Annotated in this window: 13 protein-coding genes and 1 tRNA gene; 11 read left to right on the top strand and 3 right to left on the bottom strand. The window is 70.9% G+C overall.

The genetic code is table 11. The features are described 5' to 3' along the window. Window positions 1–68 precede the first annotated feature (68 nt). From J8M51_RS12485 to J8M51_RS12465, 5 genes are all read left to right on the top strand, one after another. Window positions 69–1,358, top strand: coding sequence for an ABC transporter substrate-binding protein (locus tag J8M51_RS12485; RefSeq protein ID WP_267299163.1), 1,290 nt, complete (start codon window positions 69–71; stop codon window positions 1,356–1,358). Further along, window positions 1,358–2,359 (top strand): carbohydrate ABC transporter permease, encoded by a 1,002-nt coding sequence (locus J8M51_RS12480; RefSeq protein WP_179203215.1) that lies wholly within the window; start codon window positions 1,358–1,360, stop codon window positions 2,357–2,359. Before J8M51_RS12485 ends, J8M51_RS12480 begins: the two co-directional genes overlap by 1 nt. After that, on the top strand, window positions 2,356–3,255 hold the full coding sequence (locus J8M51_RS12475; protein ID WP_086758122.1) for a carbohydrate ABC transporter permease: 900 nt from the start codon (window positions 2,356–2,358) through the stop codon (window positions 3,253–3,255). Before J8M51_RS12480 ends, J8M51_RS12475 begins: the two co-directional genes overlap by 4 nt. A 12-nt stretch (window positions 3,256–3,267) precedes the next feature. Further along, on the top strand, window positions 3,268–3,894 hold the full coding sequence (locus tag J8M51_RS12470; protein ID WP_086758120.1) for a hypothetical protein: 627 nt from the start codon (window positions 3,268–3,270) through the stop codon (window positions 3,892–3,894). Window positions 3,895–4,004: 110 nt separating this feature from the next. Next, window positions 4,005–6,752: an exo-rhamnogalacturonan lyase family protein gene (locus J8M51_RS12465; protein ID WP_086758117.1), complete on the top strand. Its 2,748-nt coding sequence runs from the start codon at window positions 4,005–4,007 to the stop codon at window positions 6,750–6,752. A 108-nt stretch (window positions 6,753–6,860) separates the two neighbouring features. Here the strand turns inward: J8M51_RS12465 and J8M51_RS12460 are convergent, their stop codons facing one another. Then, window positions 6,861–9,377: an SCO7613 C-terminal domain-containing membrane protein gene (locus J8M51_RS12460; protein ID WP_086758127.1), complete on the bottom strand. Its 2,517-nt coding sequence runs from the start codon at window positions 9,375–9,377 to the stop codon at window positions 6,861–6,863. 105 nt (window positions 9,378–9,482) lie between these two features. Here J8M51_RS12460 and J8M51_RS12455 point away from each other — a divergent pair, with 105 nt between their 5' ends. Both J8M51_RS12455 and J8M51_RS12450 read left to right on the top strand, forming a co-directional pair. Beyond that, complete coding sequence (locus J8M51_RS12455) at window positions 9,483–9,941, top strand: SRPBCC family protein (RefSeq protein ID WP_086758115.1); 459 nt, start codon at window positions 9,483–9,485, stop codon at window positions 9,939–9,941. Between the two features lie 39 nt (window positions 9,942–9,980). Beyond that, a tRNA-Val gene (locus J8M51_RS12450) sits at window positions 9,981–10,052 on the top strand. Between the two features lie 68 nt (window positions 10,053–10,120). Here J8M51_RS12450 and J8M51_RS12445 read toward each other — a convergent pair. Then, entirely contained in the window at window positions 10,121–10,846 is a 726-nt protein-coding gene (locus J8M51_RS12445) for a 3'-5' exonuclease (RefSeq protein ID WP_086758113.1), read from the bottom strand. Window positions 10,847–11,014: 168 nt separating this feature from the next. On the opposite strand from J8M51_RS12445, the gene J8M51_RS12440 reads away from it, so the two are divergent. The 3 genes from J8M51_RS12440 to thrS all read left to right on the top strand — a co-directional run bounded on the left by J8M51_RS12440 (window position 11,015) and on the right by thrS (window position 14,943). Continuing rightward, window positions 11,015–11,581 carry a DUF4365 domain-containing protein gene (locus J8M51_RS12440; protein ID WP_086758111.1) on the top strand — a complete coding sequence of 189 codons (567 nt, stop codon included), beginning with the start codon at window positions 11,015–11,017 and terminating at the stop codon, window positions 11,579–11,581. Window positions 11,582–11,649: 68 nt separating this feature from the next. After that, complete coding sequence (locus J8M51_RS12435) at window positions 11,650–12,861, top strand: hypothetical protein (RefSeq protein ID WP_398856313.1); 1,212 nt, start codon at window positions 11,650–11,652, stop codon at window positions 12,859–12,861. A gap of 105 nt (window positions 12,862–12,966) precedes the next feature. Continuing rightward, window positions 12,967–14,943, top strand: coding sequence for a threonine--tRNA ligase (thrS, locus tag J8M51_RS12430; protein ID WP_086758109.1), 1,977 nt, complete (start codon window positions 12,967–12,969; stop codon window positions 14,941–14,943). A gap of 44 nt (window positions 14,944–14,987) precedes the next feature. On the opposite strand, the gene J8M51_RS12425 is transcribed toward thrS, so the two are convergent. After that, window positions 14,988–15,644: a potassium channel family protein gene (locus J8M51_RS12425; RefSeq protein WP_086758107.1), complete on the bottom strand. Its 657-nt coding sequence runs from the start codon at window positions 15,642–15,644 to the stop codon at window positions 14,988–14,990. 79 nt (window positions 15,645–15,723) lie between these two features. Between J8M51_RS12425 and J8M51_RS12420 the strand changes: the two genes are divergently transcribed. After that, window positions 15,724–16,272, top strand: a complete 549-nt coding sequence (locus J8M51_RS12420) for an HIT family protein (protein WP_256965348.1) — start codon at window positions 15,724–15,726, stop codon at window positions 16,270–16,272. Window positions 16,273–16,311: the final 39 nt, after the last annotated feature.

The raw sequence follows: 16,311 nt of genomic DNA, 5'->3' as shown, positions 1-16,311 counted from the left end.
TTGTGCCAGCAAGCGCTTACTTGAAACGATTCATGGCGCGGGACTCGGCGTCGCGGGGAGGCTCAACCATGCAGCAAAACAGGAACGTTGAGAGGCGAACGGTCCTCAAGGCGGCGGGAGCCTCGCTCGCCGTCGCGGGGCTGGGAGCGACGGCCACGGCCTGTGGCGGAGCAGGTGGCGCGGGGGACGGGACGGTGACGATCCGTTACGCCTGGTGGGGCGCCGAGGACCGTGCGGAGCGCATCAAGAAGACCATCGCGCTTTTCGAGAAGAAGTACCCGAAGATCAAGGTGAAGACCGACTTCCAGGTCTATCCGGACTTCTGGAAGAAGTTCAACACCCAGGCCTCCGGTGGAAATCCGCCGGATGTGTTCCAGAATGCCATCGGCTTCCTGCGGAAATATGACGCGAAGAATGTGCTGCTCGATCTGAGCCCACAGGTCGAGGCGGGCAACCTCTCCATGGACGGCTTCAGAGCGGGCCTGGAGAAGTTCGGTGAGGTCGACGGAAAACTGCTCGGCGTCCCGGTCGGCTCGAACTCGATGGCCCTGGTGATCGACAAGCCCGTCTACACCAAGTCCGGTGTGAAGCCGGAGCAGGGCTGGACCTGGGACGACTTCGACGCCGCGATGAAGAAGATCCGGGAGAAGGCGGGCCGGGCCGGCGACAGCGGCATGTACGGCGTCATGTACCTCTACGACCTGTATCTGCGCCAGAACGGCAAGGCGTTCTTCACCGAGGACGGGCTCGGCTTCGCCGAGGCCGATCTGAAGGCCTGGTGGACGAAGGCCGAGAAGGGCCTGGAGGAGGGCATCTACGCCGACCCGAAGAAGGTCGCCCAGACCAAGCCCAAGTCGGCGGTCGCCGCGGAACTCGCCGCCGGTGAGTTCACCTGGGACAACTTCACCGTCCGCTACACCTCCGAGGGCAAGAGCGAGTACGGCCTCGCCCCCATCCCGACCACCGACGGCAAGAAGACCGGCCAGTACCTCGGCTCCCTCATGCTCAGCGCCTCCAAGCGCACCCAGCACCCCAAGGAGGTCGCGCAGTTCATCGACTTCATGGTGCACGAGCCCGGGGTCGCCGAGATCATGGGCTACGACCGCGGTGTTCCCGCGACACAGGCCCAGTACGACGCGTTCAAGCCGACCGACCCGGTGAACAAGGCCATCGCCGAGTACGAGGAGTCCCTCGTCGCGGCGGGCGTCCTGGAGCCCATCACCCCGCATCCGAACGGCGCGGACATCTGCGAGGCCGCCTTCATGCGCATCGCCGAGGAGCTCGCCCTGGGCAAGCGGTCCGTCGACGACGCCGTCAAGCAGTTCTTCACCGAGTCGAAGACGGCTCTCGGCAGCTGATGGGAACCGCCGTGACACACGCCCCTGCGATGGAGGACCTGACCAAGGACTCCGAGCCGCGGCACCGTCCGGCCAAGTCTCCGCGCCCCGCCGCCCTCAAGCGGCGGGGCCGCCGGGAGAACCTGGCCGGCTATCTCTTCATGTCCCCGTGGATCGCCGGGTTCCTGCTGCTGACAGCGGGCCCGATGGTCGCCTCGCTCTACTTCGCCTTCACCGACTACAACCTGTTCGACGCGCCCAGCTGGATCGGCCTCGACAACTTCTCCGAGATGTTCGCCGATCCCCGCTGGCAGAACTCGGTACAGGTGACGCTCTGGTACGTCGTCGTCGGCACGCCGATCAAGCTGGTCGCCGCCCTGGGCGTGGCGCTGCTGCTGGCGCAGAAGCGGCGCGGGCAGGCGTTCTACCGGGCCGCGTTCTACGCGCCGTCGCTGATCGGGGCGAGCGTCTCCATCGCGATCGTGTGGAAGGCGATCTTCTCGGACGACGCCATCGTCGACCGTACGCAGAAGCTCTTCGGGATCGATGCCGGCGGCTGGACCGGTGACCCGGACCTGATCATCTACAGCCTGGTGGCCCTCACCGTCTGGCAGTTCGGTGCCCCGATGGTGATCTTCCTGGCCGGTCTCAAGCAGGTTCCGCGCGAGCTGTACGAGGCGGCCGAGGTCGACGGGGCGGGTACGTTCCGGCGGTTCTGGAACATCACCCTGCCGATGATCTCCCCGGTCCTCTTCTTCAACGTCCTGCTGGAGACGATCCACTCCTTCCAGATCTTCAGCTCGGCGTACATCGTCGGTGGCGGCGCCGGCGGCAGCGCCTGCGGTCCGGCCGACGGCTCGATGGTCTACACCTGTTATCTGTACGTCCAGGGCTTCGAGAACAGCCGCATGGGCATGGCCTCCGCCATGGCCTGGGTGCTGCTGGTCGCGGTCGCCCTGGTGACGGCGGTGCTGTTCTGGTCCCAGAAGCGCTGGGTGCACTACGAGGAGGGTGCCCGATGAGCGCACAGGCCACCGAGATCAGCCCGGCCCCGGGCCGGTCCACGAAGGGAGGCGCCCTCCGTCGCAAGCTGCCCGGCTCCCTCGCCTGGCACATCGGCTCCCTGCTGATCCTCGCGGTGATCCTCTACCCGGTGATCTGGGTGATCGGCGGCTCCTTCAAGGACAGCGACGACATCGTCGGCAGCCTGGATCTGCTCCCGAGCGACCCGATCATCGCCAACTACACCCGGCTCTCCGACGGCATCGCCGACATCCCGATCTCCACCTTCTTCGTCAACTCGCTCACGCTCGCGCTCGGTTCGGTGGTCGGGATCCTGGTGTCCTGCTCGCTGACGGCGTACGCCTTCTCGAAGATCAAGTTCGCCGGGCGCAATCTGCTCTTCACGCTGATGATCGGCACGCTCCTGCTGCCCTACCACGTGCTGCTGATCCCGCAGTACGTGCTGTTCCGCAACATGGACCTGATCAACACCTACACCCCGCTGCTGCTGCCGAAGTACCTGGCCACGGAGGCGTTCTTCGTCTTCCTGATGGTGCAGTTCATGCGGAACCTGCCCAGGGAGCTCGACGAGGCGGCCCGGCTCGACGGCTGCGGGCACTTCCGGATCTACTGGTCGATCGTGCTGCCGCTGTGCCGGCCCGCACTCATCACCAGCGCGATCTTCACCTTCATCAACGCCTGGAACGACTTCATGGGCCCGCTGATCTATCTGAACGAGCCCGACAAGTACACGGTCTCGCTCGGGCTGAAGATGTTCGTGGACCAGGACGCCGTGGCCAACTACGGCGGCATGATCGCGATGTCGCTGGTGGCACTGCTGCCGGTGCTCGCCTTCTTCCTCGCCTTCCAGCGCTATCTGATCGACGGCATGGCCACCTCGGGCCTGAAGGGCTGAGGTGAGCTGACCATGGCCCTGGCCCGCACCCGTAGCCGTACCCGGATCCCCGCGAAGTCCGCCGCACCCCGTGAGGAGTCCCTGCTCGCCCAGCGGTTCGCGCTGTTCGCCGAGTGTCTGCTCACCGGGGTGTGGATCGCGCTGGCCTCGCTGCCGCTGGTGACGTACCCCGCCGCGTTCGCCGCCGGGGCCCGGCACCTGAGACGCCGCACGGTGCATGAGGGCGGCGGCTGGCGGGAGTTCGTGGCCGACTTCCGGGCGGCGGTGCGCGGCGGCTGGCTCGTCGGGCTCGCCGGATGGGCGGCCCTCGCGGCGGTCTGGGTGGACGTCCGGGCCGTACGCGCCGGACTCCCGGGCGGGCCGCTGGTCGGCGCGATCGGGGTGCTCGCGCTGATCGGCGCCGTCGTCGCCGGGCTGCGCGCGGCGGCGGTGTGGCGGCCCGGCACCACCTGGCGGGCGCTGCTCGGCGCGGCCGGGCGGCGGACCGTGCTCGACCCCGCCGGATCCTTTCTGCTCGTCGGCGGGCTGGCTGTGGTGGCCTGTTCCGCCTGGTTCGTCGCCCCGCTGGCGGTCCCGGTCCTCGGGGCCGTCGCGGCGGCGGCCCTCGCCGTGGAGGAGCGGCAGCGGCGCCGCCGCTGACCGCGGCGGTGCCCCGCACCCGGGTCGGCGTCTCCGGAAGACGCCGAACCTCTCTCTGTCATGCCCCTGACCACCCGCACGTACGACTTCCCGTTCGGAAAGGAAAGGCCATGTCCCCCATCGACCGCAGGTCCCTTCTCAAGGCGGCCGCCGTCGCCGGAGCCGCCACGCAGTTCAGCTGGGCGCTAGGGAGTTCGAACGCACAGGCCGCGCCCAGAGCCGAGACGGCCGAGGCCGAGCCCGTGACGCTGGACTGGCTGGAGGACGGCGGACTCGGCGCCGCGCCCGGTTCGACGGTGGGTGTGCCCTGGCCGAAGGGCGCGTACGAAAAAGAACAGTCGTTTTCCTTGACCGACGGCGACGGCAAGGCCGTGGCCGTGCAGTCCTGGCCGATCGGCTACTGGCCCGACGGCTCCGTGAAGTGGACCGCGCACGCGGTGGGCGCGGGCGCCGGCTCCGGCAAGCTCACCCTCGCGGCGGGCACGGCGGCCGCGCCGGAGAAGAAGGTCACCGTCGACAAGAGCGGCGGCACCATCGACGTGTCGACCGGTGTCATCACCGTCAAGATCGGCAAGTCCGGCTCGACGCTCGTGAAGTCCGTGCTGCGCGGCTCCACCGAGATCGCTCAGAAGGGTCATCTGGTGCTGCTGCGCCAGCCCGAGATCGAGGACGGCGACCAGGGCACGGAGAAGACCCAGCGCTACGAGAGCCTCATCGACAAGGCCGAGGTCGAGCAGGAGGGCCCGGTACGTGCCGTGGTCCGCATCGACGGCAAGCACCGCAAGGGAAGCCACAGCTGGCTGCCCTTCTCGATCCGCCTCTACTTCTACGCGGGCGCCGAGTCGTTCCGCATGGTGCACACCATCACCTTCGACGGCAACCAGGAGCCCGGAAAGGCCGGCGGCGACTTCGTCCGCGGCATCGGCGTCCGCTTCGAGGTGCCGATGCGCGACGCCGCGTACGACCGGCACATCCGGATCGGCGGCGAGGGCACGGGTCTGCTGCGGGAGGCGGTCAAGGGCATCACCGGGCTGCGGCGCGACCCGGGCGCGGCCGTGCGCACCGCCCAGTTCGAGGGGAAGAAGCTGCCCGACCCCTCCACCTGGGACCAGCGGGTCACCACGCGACTCCAGTACATCCCGGAGTGGGGCGACTACACGCTCTCGCAGCTGTCCGCCGACGGCTTCGGGGTCCGCAAGCGCACCAAGAAGGGCCACGGCTGGATCCCGGCCGGCGGCGGCAGGCGGGCCAGCGGCTTCGGGTACGTCGGCGGCGCGTCCGGCGGGTTCGCCTTCGGGCTGCGGGACTTCTGGGAGAAGTTCCCCGCCCAGCTCGACATCCGCGACGCCCACACCGACGCCGCCGAGGTCACCCTCTGGCTCTGGTCGCCCGAGTCCCAGCCCATGGACCTGCGCTTCTACCACGACGGCATGGGCCAGGACACCTACCCCGAGCAGCTCGAAGGCCTCAACATCACCTACGAGGACTACGAGCCCGGGTTCGGCACCCCCTACGGCATCGCCCGTACCAGCGAACTCCTCTTCTGGGCCCATGACTCCACCCCGGGCGCCGAGGACATGGCCAAGCAGGTCGAGGCCGTCCGCACGCCCCCGCAGCTCGCCGCCCCGCCCAAGCAGCTCGTCAAGGCGGGCGTCTTCGGCCGGCTGTTCGCCGAGCCGGACCGCTCCACCGCCGCCAAGGCCAAGATCGAGGACCACCTCGACTTCCTCTTCACCTATTACAAGGACCAGGTGGAGATGCGCCGGTGGTACGGCTTCTGGGACTACGGCGACATCATGCACAGCTACGACCCCAGCCGCCACCAGTGGTGCTACGACGTCGGCGGCTACGCCTGGGACAACTCCGAGCTCTCGCCCGACCTGTGGCTGTGGTTCGCGTACATGCGCTCCGGCCGCGCCGACGTCTTCCGTTTCGCCGAGGCCATGACCCGCCACACCGGCGAGGTCGACGTCTACCACCTGGGGAAGTGGGCGGGCCTCGGCACCCGCCACGGCGTCCAGCACTACGCCGACAGCGCCAAGCAGCAGCGGATCGCCAACACCACCTACCGCCGCTACTACTACTTCCTCACCGCCGACGAACGCGTCGGCGACCTCATGCACGCCAACGTCGACTCCGACGAGACCTTCCTCGTCCTCGACCCCATCCGCAAGATCCGCACCGAGCCCTACACCCCCGACCGCAACGCGCTGTCGATCGGCTTCGGCACCGACTGGTCGGGCCTGGTCTCGGCGTGGCTCACCGAGTGGGAGCGGCGCGGCCCCAAGTGGGAGAAGGCCAAGGCGCGCGTCCTGTCCACCATGGAGACGATCGCCGCCCAGCCCAACGGCTTCGTCCAGGGCAGCGGGCTGTACGACCTGGACACCGGGAAGTTCGCCGTCGCGGACAAGCCCGTCGTCGGGGTCTCGCATCTGTCGGCCATGTTCGGCCTGGTCGAGATGTGCGCGGAACTCCTCGACCAGATCGACATGCCCAGGTTCAAGGAGGCCTGGCTCGACTACTGCCGCTACTTCAACGCGACGAAGGCGGAGCAGGCCGCGCGGTACGGCTCCAACTTCGGGAGCCTGCTGCTGTTCCAGGGCCACTCGCGTCAGGACGCCTACGCCGCCGTGCAGTTGAAGGACGACAAGCTCGCGGCCCGTGCGTGGCGGCAGTTCTACAACAGCGCCGACACCTGGGACTACAAGGAGTCGACCGACTGGTCCACGAAGAAGATCGAGGGGCCGACGGCGCTCGTACCGGGCAGCGAGGCGGCCTGGGTGTCGACCAACGCGACGGCGCTGTACGGGCTGGCGGCGATCCAGAACCTGGCGCTGGTGGGCGACAAGATGCCGTAGCGCTCCGCTGGGTCGAGCGGGGGGCTTTGGGGTGCCTGGGGTCGGTGGGGAACTGCGGGATCGTCGTGGCTGGTCGCGCAGTTCCCCGCGCCCCTTACGGGGCGCTCTTCAGCTGAGCTTTCCGAGCCGGTCCCGTAGGTGGCGGGCGTCGCGCAGACGATGCTCGTACGTGGCGCCCAGGGTGAGCAGGACCAGGCCGGCCAGGGCCGGGGGGACCCAGCGGGGGAGGGCGTCCACGACCTGGGCGATGTAGGGCGCCAGTTCGTGCAGGGCGACCAGGGTGAGGGTGGCGCCGCCGAGGAGGAGCGGGGCCTGGAGGCGGTGGCGGGCGCCGAGCAGGGTGACGGCCAGGGCGGCGATGCCCAGCAGCAGGGGGCGGAGCCAGTGGGTGTCGCCCCAGGCCGCGACAAGGCTCGGGACGAGGGTGACGGCGAGCCCCGGGCCGTACGCCGTCCAGGACGAGGCCGCCGGGTCCCGGCGCCGGCGCAGCTGACCGACGACCAGGGCCGGGACGGTCACCGGCAGGGTGTACGCCTCCGGTGAGCCGACCTCCCAGACCGCGAGCCGCACCCAGGAGGCCAGGACGAAGAGCGCGGCGGCCACGTGACCGAGGTGCCGGCGGTCCGGTCGCAGGGCCGTTCCCGTGACGATCACTCCGCAGAGCGCCAGGGTCAGGGCCAGCAGGGGCGGGTGCGTTGCGGAGAGGGCGATGGCCAGAAGGCCGGCCGCCGCGCCGGTCGCCTCGACCGGGACGGTCATGGGCGAGTCGCCGAGGCGGGCCGCGAGCAGCGCGGCGACGGTCGGGACGGTGAGGACGAGCAGGGCCGTGTGCTGTGGTTCCCAGCCGGCGGAGGCACCGATCGCGCAGGTCAGGGCGGTGGCGTGGACAAGGGCGACGGGCCCGGTGAGAGCGCCGAGGTCCGTGCGCCGGAGCCAGGACGCCGTCGCGAACAGGGCGGTCGACAGGGCGAGGACCGTCAGGGTCGCCGGTTCCGCGGCGAGGGAGGCGAGCGCCAGGCTCAGGGAGGTGACCAGGGCCAGGAGGGTGGCGGTGAGGGGGAGGGGCGCCCGGAGGCGTGCGGGGATCGCCGACGTGAGCGGCCCGGGTCGCGGCGACTTGGCGAGGCCGGGTCCGGTCGGCTGGTGCGAGGCGGACTCGGTCGAGCGTGCGCATCCCGCGAAGGCGAGCAGCGCGACGACCAGCAGACCGTCCGTCACCAGACCGGCCGCGTACGGCAGTTCGAGGACCGCGGGGAGGACCAGAGCCGTCGCCCAGGCGAGGACGAGGGCGCCGACCCGGGCCGGCGTACGCCAGGGCGCGGTGCCCGCGGCCACGCTCCGCGCGGACAGGGCCAGCACCCCGGCGACGACGGCGAGCACGAGGGGCACGGGCGCCGTGTCCGGCGGCCAGGGCGCGTCGAGCGTCACCGCCGCGCGGGCGTCGGCCGGCGCACCGGACCAGACGCGCTCCAGCAGGCCGGCCGGCCCCAGCAGCGCGACGGCCACCACCGGCAGCGCGGTGACCAGGGCGAGCCCCTGGACGACCGCAGAGGCGTGCAGGAGACCGCGCCGTACGGGCTCGGGGGCGTGGGCCCGTACGGCTGTCAACAGGGCCAGCCCGCAGAGGAGATAGCCGGGGACCGTCCATCCCTCGGGCAGGACCGCGCGGGCGATGCCACCGAGACCGGCCACCGCGAGGAGTCCGCCGGTGAGGGCGGCGCCGAGGGCCAGGGAAGGCTTCGGGGTGAGCCGGGCGACCGTCAGGGCGAGCGCCGCCGCGAGGGCGAGGAGCGCCGCCGCACGGGCGGCGGCGCCCGGGCCGTCGGCGGCCCACGAGAGCCACCCGGCCGCCAGTACACCCCAGGCACCCCAGCCGAACCCGCCCACCGTGGCGACGATCCGTACCGGCCTCAGGGGCACCCGGAGCGCGATCGCGGTGTCGGCCGCCGCTGTCACCAGCAGCACGGCCGTGACCGTCTCCACGCTCGCGTTCACCGCGAACGACCACAGCAGCAGGGGGAGTTGAGCGGAGATCAGGGCCAGGGGGAGGGGCAGGGCGAGGGCGGTGCGGGGGAGCGCCGTGCCGGTGTCCGCCGGCTCGGGCGCCGGCGCGCGCAGGCCCAGCCCGTACGCCGCCCACGTCATCGCGAGGACCGCCGCCGCGGCCGCCGCGTACGCCGTGCCGTCCGCCCCGGCGAACGCGACCTCGTGCAGCGCGTACGCGTCGAGGACCGTCAGCGCGAGCCCGAGGCCGGACAGCGCCTCGGCGGTCGAGCGCAGACCACGACGGAGCAGCGGTACGGGAGCGCCGAGCGCGGCCACGGTGACCGCGCCGAGCACCAGCGCCCGGCCGGCGATTCCCATGTGCCCCCAGCTGACCAGCGTGAACGCGAGCGCCGCGACGGCCAGCAGCACGCCACCGAGCACCAGCAGCACATTCTGGACGCCGGGCGCCGACGCCTCGGGGCGCCGCGCGGGCGGCGCGACGGGCGCGGGCCGCGCCGCGTACAGCGCGTTCACCAGCCAGGCGCGCCGTGCCAGCAGGAAGGCGCGGCGGGCGTCGAGCTGCCGCAGTTCGGCGTCGAGGACTCGCAACTCCTCGGCAGGGGACGGAAAATGCGTCATGCGCCGCAGTGTGGCCCCGGTCACGCGTGACGAGCATGAGTGCGGATACTCAGAGGACGTACTCAGATCCCGCGCGAACAGCCCCTGTGCAGGCAGAATCCGCCCATGGACTGGTGCCACTACCGCTTCCGCGCCCACTGGAACCTGCCCGCGCCGCCCGCCGCCGTGTACGACGTGCTCCGGCGGGCCGACGACTACCCGCGCTGGTGGCCCCAGGTCCGCGAGGTGACCCGGATCGACGACACCACCGGCACCGTCCGGATCCGCTCCTTCCTGCCGTACGACCTCGTCTTCACCGCGCGGGAGGTACGGCGTGACCAGGCCGCCGGCATCCTGGAGATCGAGATGAGCGGCGACCTGGACGGCTGGGCCCGCTGGACGCTCACCGCCGACGGGACCCGCACCCACGCCCGCTACGACCAGGAGGTCGACGTCACCAAGCCCCTGATGAGACGGTTCGCCGTGCCGGGGCGGCCCGTGTTCCGCGCCAACCACGCGCTGATGATGCGGGCGGGACGACGAGGACTCCTCACGTACCTCACGGCCCAGGGCCAAGCGGTTTGAACCAGACCCGTCGGGGCCTGTATTGTTCAGTCCGTTCCCGGGCGATTAGCTCAGTGGGAGAGCGCTTCGTTCACACCGAAGAGGTCACTGGTTCGAACCCAGTATCGCCCACCGGGTAAAGGCCGGTCCGCATCGAGCGGACCGGCTTTTTTCATGCCGAGTGCCGGATACCGGCACGCTCAGGCCGCCGCCGGCAGCTCCGGGCGCAACGGCCACGCCGGGTCGACCGCCTCCTCCGTGCCGCTCCGCGCGAACCAGGCCTGGAGGCCGCGGGCCTGTGCCGCGTGCCAGACGGCCTGCAAGGTGTGCAGTTCGGCGGGGGAGAGACGTTCGAGACGGGTCGTGAAGCGGCGCCCGACCGCGCGGACGACGTCCATCGCCGCCTGAGCGTCGGCCGCCGCGTCGTGCGCGCCCTCCAGCACGACCTCGTAGTGCGCGCACAGATCGGTGAGTGTGCGCCGGCCCTTGCGGTAGCGGTCCAGATGCTTGTCCAGGACCCGCGGATCGAGCACCCGCAACGGCGTCGTCTCGAACCAGCGATCCAGCGACGAGGCGCGATGCCGCCGCAACTCACGGTCCAGCATGGTCAGATCGAACGGCGCGTTCATCACGACCAGCGGACGGCCGCGCACCGCCTGCTCGGCCAGCGCCCTGGCTATCTCCTCCATCACCGGCGCCGGCCACCGGCCGTCGCGCTGCAACCGCTCGTCCGTCAGCCCGTGCACCGCCGTCGCCCCGGCGGGCACCGGCACGCCCGGGTTCACCAGCCACCGGGTCACCCGGGGGCGGCTGCCGGGCGCGTCCTGGACGACGACGGCGGCCGACACGATCCGGTCGGTCTCGACGTCCACGCCGGTGGTCTCCGTGTCGAACGCCGCCAAGGGCCCCTCGTACCAACACGTCATGTGTCCACAACTCCTCGTTCACCCACGGCAGCTGACGTCCCGTCTTCTGCCTGTTTGGTGATACCCGGGCTGTTTGCGCCGTACGCCGGAAGGAGACAACAGAAGTACGGGTCCGTGCAGTTCAGAGGCCCGGCACGGGGAAGCGCCAGTAGGGGAAGGCTGTTGGTCATGGCCATTGCGCAGCCCGAGCGGGGCGGGCTGCTGCCCGAGCACGCGGCACCGCACCGCGGCTCCCTCGCCACCACCGCCTGCATGGAGACCCTGCAGGTGGGCTATCTGCACGCCGTGGCCGCCGCGGCCGGCTGCTCGCTCTCCCAGCCCTTTCCGGACAACGGCATCGACTGGCACGTCAGCCACGGCTCGCCCGGCCACACCGTCGACGACGAAGTCACCATCAAGGTGCAGCTCAAGGCCACCTACCAGCTCGCGCCCGACCCGCCGGGCAGGACCTTCTCCTTCACCCTGGACAACCAGCACCTGGCGAAGCTCGCCCGCACCCCCGTCTCGGTGCACAAGATCCTGGTCGTGATGATCGTCCCCAGGTCACAGGAGCAGTGGCTGCGCGCCGGCCACGACCGGCTCGACCTGCGGCACTGCTGCTACTGGGTCAACCTCGCCGGACACCCGATCACCGGTAGGCGCCGCACCACCGTGCGCATACCGACCTCGCGCATCTTCGACGACCGAGCGCTCTGCGAGATCATGACGCGGGTCGGAACGGGAGGCAGACCGTGATCCACGGCCCCATCGACGACGACACCGGCCGACGCCCGCACGGGGAGGACCGGTCCGTCCGCCGTCCCATCGGCGAGCCCGTACGTCCCGTGCGCCCCCACCCCGTCGAGCCCACCTGGACCCAGCCGCCCGACCCCGCCCAGGTCGACCCGGCCGTCCTCGGCGCCCTGCTGCGCCGGCACGGCTGGCAACGGCGCGGCGGGGCCGCCGGACGGTACGGCCGCTGGACCCCGCCCGGGCCCACCGGGCGGGGCGTGAGCCTGCTCGTACCCGAGAACCGGGCCTTCCCCGACAGCGACGACCTGCTCGGCGAGGCCCTCACCGCGCTGTCCCGCAGCGGTTCGCCCGCCGCCCGGGACGTACTGGTCGCCCTCGCCGTGCCCAGCGACGAGATCCACTGGTGGCGGGACGTGCCGACCGGCCCGCTGGGCACCGCCTCCTGGGTCGTCGAGGACCAACTGCGCTCGGCCGCCCGCCAGATGCTCCTCGCGGCGGCCCTGGCCACCCGTGCCCGCGCCGGTTACTACGGCGCCCGGCACCGCGGACCCGCCGCCGCCTCCCTCGACGGCGTCCTCGTCGGCGCCGCCCCCGGCGGTCGCCGCCTGACCGCCTTCGTCCCCGTGGCCACCGGCCGCCCCCTCGCCTTACGCCTCCACCAGGCCCTGTACGCCACCCGTGAGGCCATCGACTACCAACGCGCCACCGGCGGCATGGACGCCTTCGACGGAGCCGTCGAGGCCGGCGTCAGCCATGAACTGACCGAGGCCCTCGTCGCCCTGGTCCGCGGCACCGAGGGCGCCCGCGTCGCCGTCGACTGGGCGCCCGCCGCCGGGATCCCCGAGGGCGGCGCGCCCCCGGCCGAGCCCGTCGAGTTCTCCCCGGGCGACCTGCCCGTGCTGCGCGAGGCCGGGGCCCGCTATCTGCGCGAGGAGCCCTCCATGCCGGTCCGGATCACCGGGGCCGTCGTGCGGATGCGCCGGTCGGCAGCGCGCGGCGAGGGCACGGTACGGCTGCGGGTCATCGCCGGCGCCGAGGTCCCGCACGTCCGGATGACCCTCGACGAGGAGGCGTACCGGATCGCGGGCCAGGCCCATCTCGTCGGACTGCCGGTCCGGGTGCACGGCAGGCTGGAGAGCCGGGGCGGCTTCCGGCGGCTCACCGACGCCGACGGGGTCGCGCCCGTACAGGTCGACGAGGCCGAGCGGGACCGGCTGATGAAGTCGCTCCAGGAGACCGCGGAGATCACCGCCTTCTTCGAGGAGGCCTGCGGAGGGGACTGACCGCCTCCGCCCGTAACCGTTTCGCAGTGGGCACCCCCGGCTCGGTACGATTCGGGGACCACCTCCGGAAATCCGGAGGTGGTCCCCTTCAGTCAGGAGAGACCGGTGTCCGACGTCCGTGTGATCATCCAACGCGATTCCGAGCGGGACGAGCGTGTGGTGACGACGGGCACTACGGCCGCCGACCTCTTCGCCGGCGAGCGGACCATCGTCGCCGCCCGGGTGGCGGGCGAGCTGAAGGACCTCGCGTACGAGGTGCGGGACGGCGAGACCGTCGAGGCCGTGGAGATCTCCTCCGAGGACGGCCTCAACATCCTCCGCCACTCCACCGCGCACGTCATGGCCCAGGCCGTGCAGGAGCTGTTCCCCGAGGCGAAGCTGGGCATCGGCCCGCCGGTCCGGGACGGCTTCTACTACGACTTCGACGTCGAGAAGCCGTTCACGCCCGAGGACCTCAAGGCCGTCGAGAAGAAGATGCAGGAGATCCAGAAGCGCGGCCAGCGCTTCTCGCGCCGCGTCGTCACCGACGAGGCCGCCCGCGAGGAACTGGCGGACGAGCCGTACAAGCTGGAGCTGATCGGCCTGAAGGGCTCGGCCTCCTCCGACGACGGCGCGGACGTCGAGGTCGGCGCCGGCGAGCTGACGATCTACGACAACCTCGACGCCAAGACCGGTGACCTGTGCTGGAAGGACCTCTGCCGAGGCCCCCACCTGCCCACCACCCGCAACATCCCGGCGTTCAAGCTGATGCGCAACGCCGCCGCCTACTGGCGCGGCAGCGAGAAGAACCCGATGCTCCAGCGCATCTACGGCACCGCCTGGCCCTCCAAGGAGGAGCTGAAGGCGCACCTCGACTTCCTCGCCGAGGCCGAGAAGCGCGACCACCGCAAGCTGGGCAACGAACTCGACCTGTTCTCCATCCCGGACGAGATCGGTTCCGGCCTCGCCGTCTTCCACCCCAAGGGCGGCATCATCCGCCGCGTCATGGAGGACTACTCGCGCCGCCGGCACGAGGAGGAGGGCTACGAGTTCGTCTACACCCCGCACGCCACGAAGGGGAAGCTCTTCGAGGTCTCGGGCCACCTGGACTGGTACGCCGACGGCATGTACCCGCCCATGCAGCTCGACGAGGGCGTGGACTACTACCTCAAGCCCATGAACTGCCCGATGCACAACCTGATCTTCGACGCGCGCGGCCGTTCGTACCGTGAACTGCCGCTGCGGCTCTTCGAGTTCGGCACCGTGTACCGCTACGAGAAGTCCGGCGTCGTGCACGGCCTCACCCGGGCCCGCGGCTTCACCCAGGACGACGCGCACATCTACTGCACCCGCGAGCAGATGGCCGACGAGCTGGACAAGACGCTCACCTTCGTCCTGAACCTGCTGCGCGACTACGGCCTCACCGACTTCTACCTGGAACTGTCCACCAAGGACCCGGAGAAGTTCGTCGGCTCGGACGAGGCGTGGGAGGAGGCCACCGAGACGCTCCGCCAGGTCGCCGAGAAGCAGGGTCTCCCGCTGGTCCCGGACCCGGGCGGCGCCGCGTTCTACGGGCCGAAGATCTCCGTCCAGGCCAAGGACGCGATCGGCCGCACCTGGCAGATGTCCACGGTCCAGCTCGACTTCAACCTGCCCGAGCGCTTCGACCTGGAGTACACCGGCCCGGACGGCTCCAAGCAGCGCCCGGTCATGATCCACCGCGCGCTGTTCGGCTCGATCGAGCGGTTCTTCGCCGTGCTCCTGGAGCACTACGCGGGCGCGTTCCCGGCGTGGCTGGCGCCCGTCCAGGCGGTCGGCATCCCGATCGGCGACGCGCACGTGGAGTACCTGCAGAAGTTCGCCGCCGAGGCGAAGAAGCAGGGCCTGCGGGTCGACGTCGACGCCTCCTCCGACCGTATGCAGAAGAAGATCCGCAACGCCCAGAAGTCGAAGGTGCCCTTCATGGTCATCGCGGGCGACGAGGACATGGCGGCCGGCGCCGTCTCCTTCCGCTACCGCGACGGCTCCCAGGAGAACGGCATCCCCGTCGAGGAGGCCATCGCCAAGATCGCGAAGGTCGTGGCGGACCGCGTCCAGATCTGAGGCGTACCCGCGCCGCAGCGGCTGGGGCGAGGCCCCCGGAGAGTTCAGCTCTCCGGGGGCCTCCGCTCGTCCTCCCGCGCGAACACCTGGATCAGCCACGACCCGAACGACCCCGTCACCGTGCCGAGCAGGGCGAGACCGCAGGCCATCAGGAACACGGCGATGGTCCGGCCCATCGGGGTCACGGGGGTGACGTCCCCGTACCCCACCGTGGCGAGCGTGGAGCAGGTCCACCACACGGCGTCCCCGAAGGTCAGGATCGTCGCGCCCGGTGCGTCGTGCTCCTGCTGGTAGACGGCGAGGGCGCCGGTGAACCCGAGCAGGGTCACCGACAGGCCCGCGTAGACGGCCACGCGCGCGTGCAGCGAGAGCCGGGGCCGCTCGTGGTGACGCTGTACGGCGTCGTGGATCTGCACGACGCGCAGCGGTCGCAGCAGCGGCAGCACCAGCACGACGGTGTCCAGCCAGTGAACGCGCACGAACTTCGGGCCGAGCCCGCTCAGCCGCCAGCGCACCCCGTAGTCGAGGACGAAGACCGCCCAGCACAGCAGGGTCACCGCGAGACAGAGGTCGAGCCAGCCCTGGGGGAGATCGTGGGCCAGCACCCTTACCGCGTACGAGGCGAGGAAGAGGCCCGAGGCTCCGGCGAGGAGGCGTCCGTGGCGTTGTTCCCAGCGGAACGCGCGGCTGTCGTGGTCCATCGCCTCAGCTTCGCCCCGCCCCTGCCGCCCCGGTACCCGGCGACACGCCGCGAACGGGCGAAGCCATATGCTGCACTGCATGACGAGTGAGCCGGAGCAGCAGATCGGAGTGGGAACGCAGGACGCGTTCCAGCGCCTGTGGACGCCCCACCGGATGGCGTACATCCAGGGTGAGAACAAGCCGACCGGCCCCGGCGCCGACGACGGCTGTCCGTTCTGCTCGATCCCGGCGAAATCGGACGAGGACGGCCTGGTCATCAGGCGCGGGGAGCATGTGTACGCGGTGCTCAACCTCTACCCGTACAACGGCGGCCACCTCATGGTCGTGCCCTACCGGCACGTCGCCGACTACACGGATCTCACCGGACCGGAGACCGTCGAGCTGGCCGAGCTGACCAAGCAGTCCATGACGGCCCTGCGCACCGCCTCCGGCGCGCACGGTTTCAACATCGGCATGAACCAGGGGACGGTCGCCGGGGCGGGCATCGCGGCCCACCTCCACCAGCACATCGTGCCCCGCTGGGGCGGCGACACCAATTTCATGCCCGTCGTCGGCCACACCCGCATCCTGCCGCAGCTCCTGGCCGACACGAGGAAAATGCTCGCGGACGCCTGGCCGACGGCGTAGCCACGGGTTCACTCGTTCTTCGTCCGCGGCCCGGTGGGG

The sequence above is a fragment of the Streptomyces griseiscabiei genome (genome assembly GCF_020010925.1).
Taxonomy (GTDB): domain Bacteria; phylum Actinomycetota; class Actinomycetes; order Streptomycetales; family Streptomycetaceae; genus Streptomyces; species Streptomyces griseiscabiei.
The sequence above is the reverse complement of the archived record's forward strand: the minus strand, read 5'-3'. Positions and strand labels throughout refer to the sequence as shown.

Bases quoted from the DNA above. Each gene is read 5' to 3' on its own strand.
- J8M51_RS12485 (WP_267299163.1), top strand. From the start codon at position 69: ATGCAGCAAAACAGGAACGTTGAGAGGCGAACGGTCCTCAAGGCGGCG.
- J8M51_RS12480 (WP_179203215.1), top strand. From the start codon at position 1,358: ATGGGAACCGCCGTGACACACGCCCCTGCGATGGAGGACCTGACCAAG.
- J8M51_RS12475 (WP_086758122.1), top strand. From the start codon at position 2,356: ATGAGCGCACAGGCCACCGAGATCAGCCCGGCCCCGGGCCGGTCCACG.
- J8M51_RS12470 (WP_086758120.1), top strand. From the start codon at position 3,268: ATGGCCCTGGCCCGCACCCGTAGCCGTACCCGGATCCCCGCGAAGTCC.
- J8M51_RS12465 (WP_086758117.1), top strand. From the start codon at position 4,005: ATGTCCCCCATCGACCGCAGGTCCCTTCTCAAGGCGGCCGCCGTCGCC.
- J8M51_RS12460 (WP_086758127.1), bottom strand. From the start codon at position 9,377: ATGACGCATTTTCCGTCCCCTGCCGAGGAGTTGCGAGTCCTCGACGCC.
- J8M51_RS12455 (WP_086758115.1), top strand. From the start codon at position 9,483: ATGGACTGGTGCCACTACCGCTTCCGCGCCCACTGGAACCTGCCCGCG.
- J8M51_RS12445 (WP_086758113.1), bottom strand. From the start codon at position 10,846: ATGACGTGTTGGTACGAGGGGCCCTTGGCGGCGTTCGACACGGAGACC.
- J8M51_RS12440 (WP_086758111.1), top strand. From the start codon at position 11,015: ATGGCCATTGCGCAGCCCGAGCGGGGCGGGCTGCTGCCCGAGCACGCG.
- J8M51_RS12425 (WP_086758107.1), bottom strand. From the start codon at position 15,644: ATGGACCACGACAGCCGCGCGTTCCGCTGGGAACAACGCCACGGACGC.
- J8M51_RS12420 (WP_256965348.1), top strand. From the start codon at position 15,724: ATGACGAGTGAGCCGGAGCAGCAGATCGGAGTGGGAACGCAGGACGCG.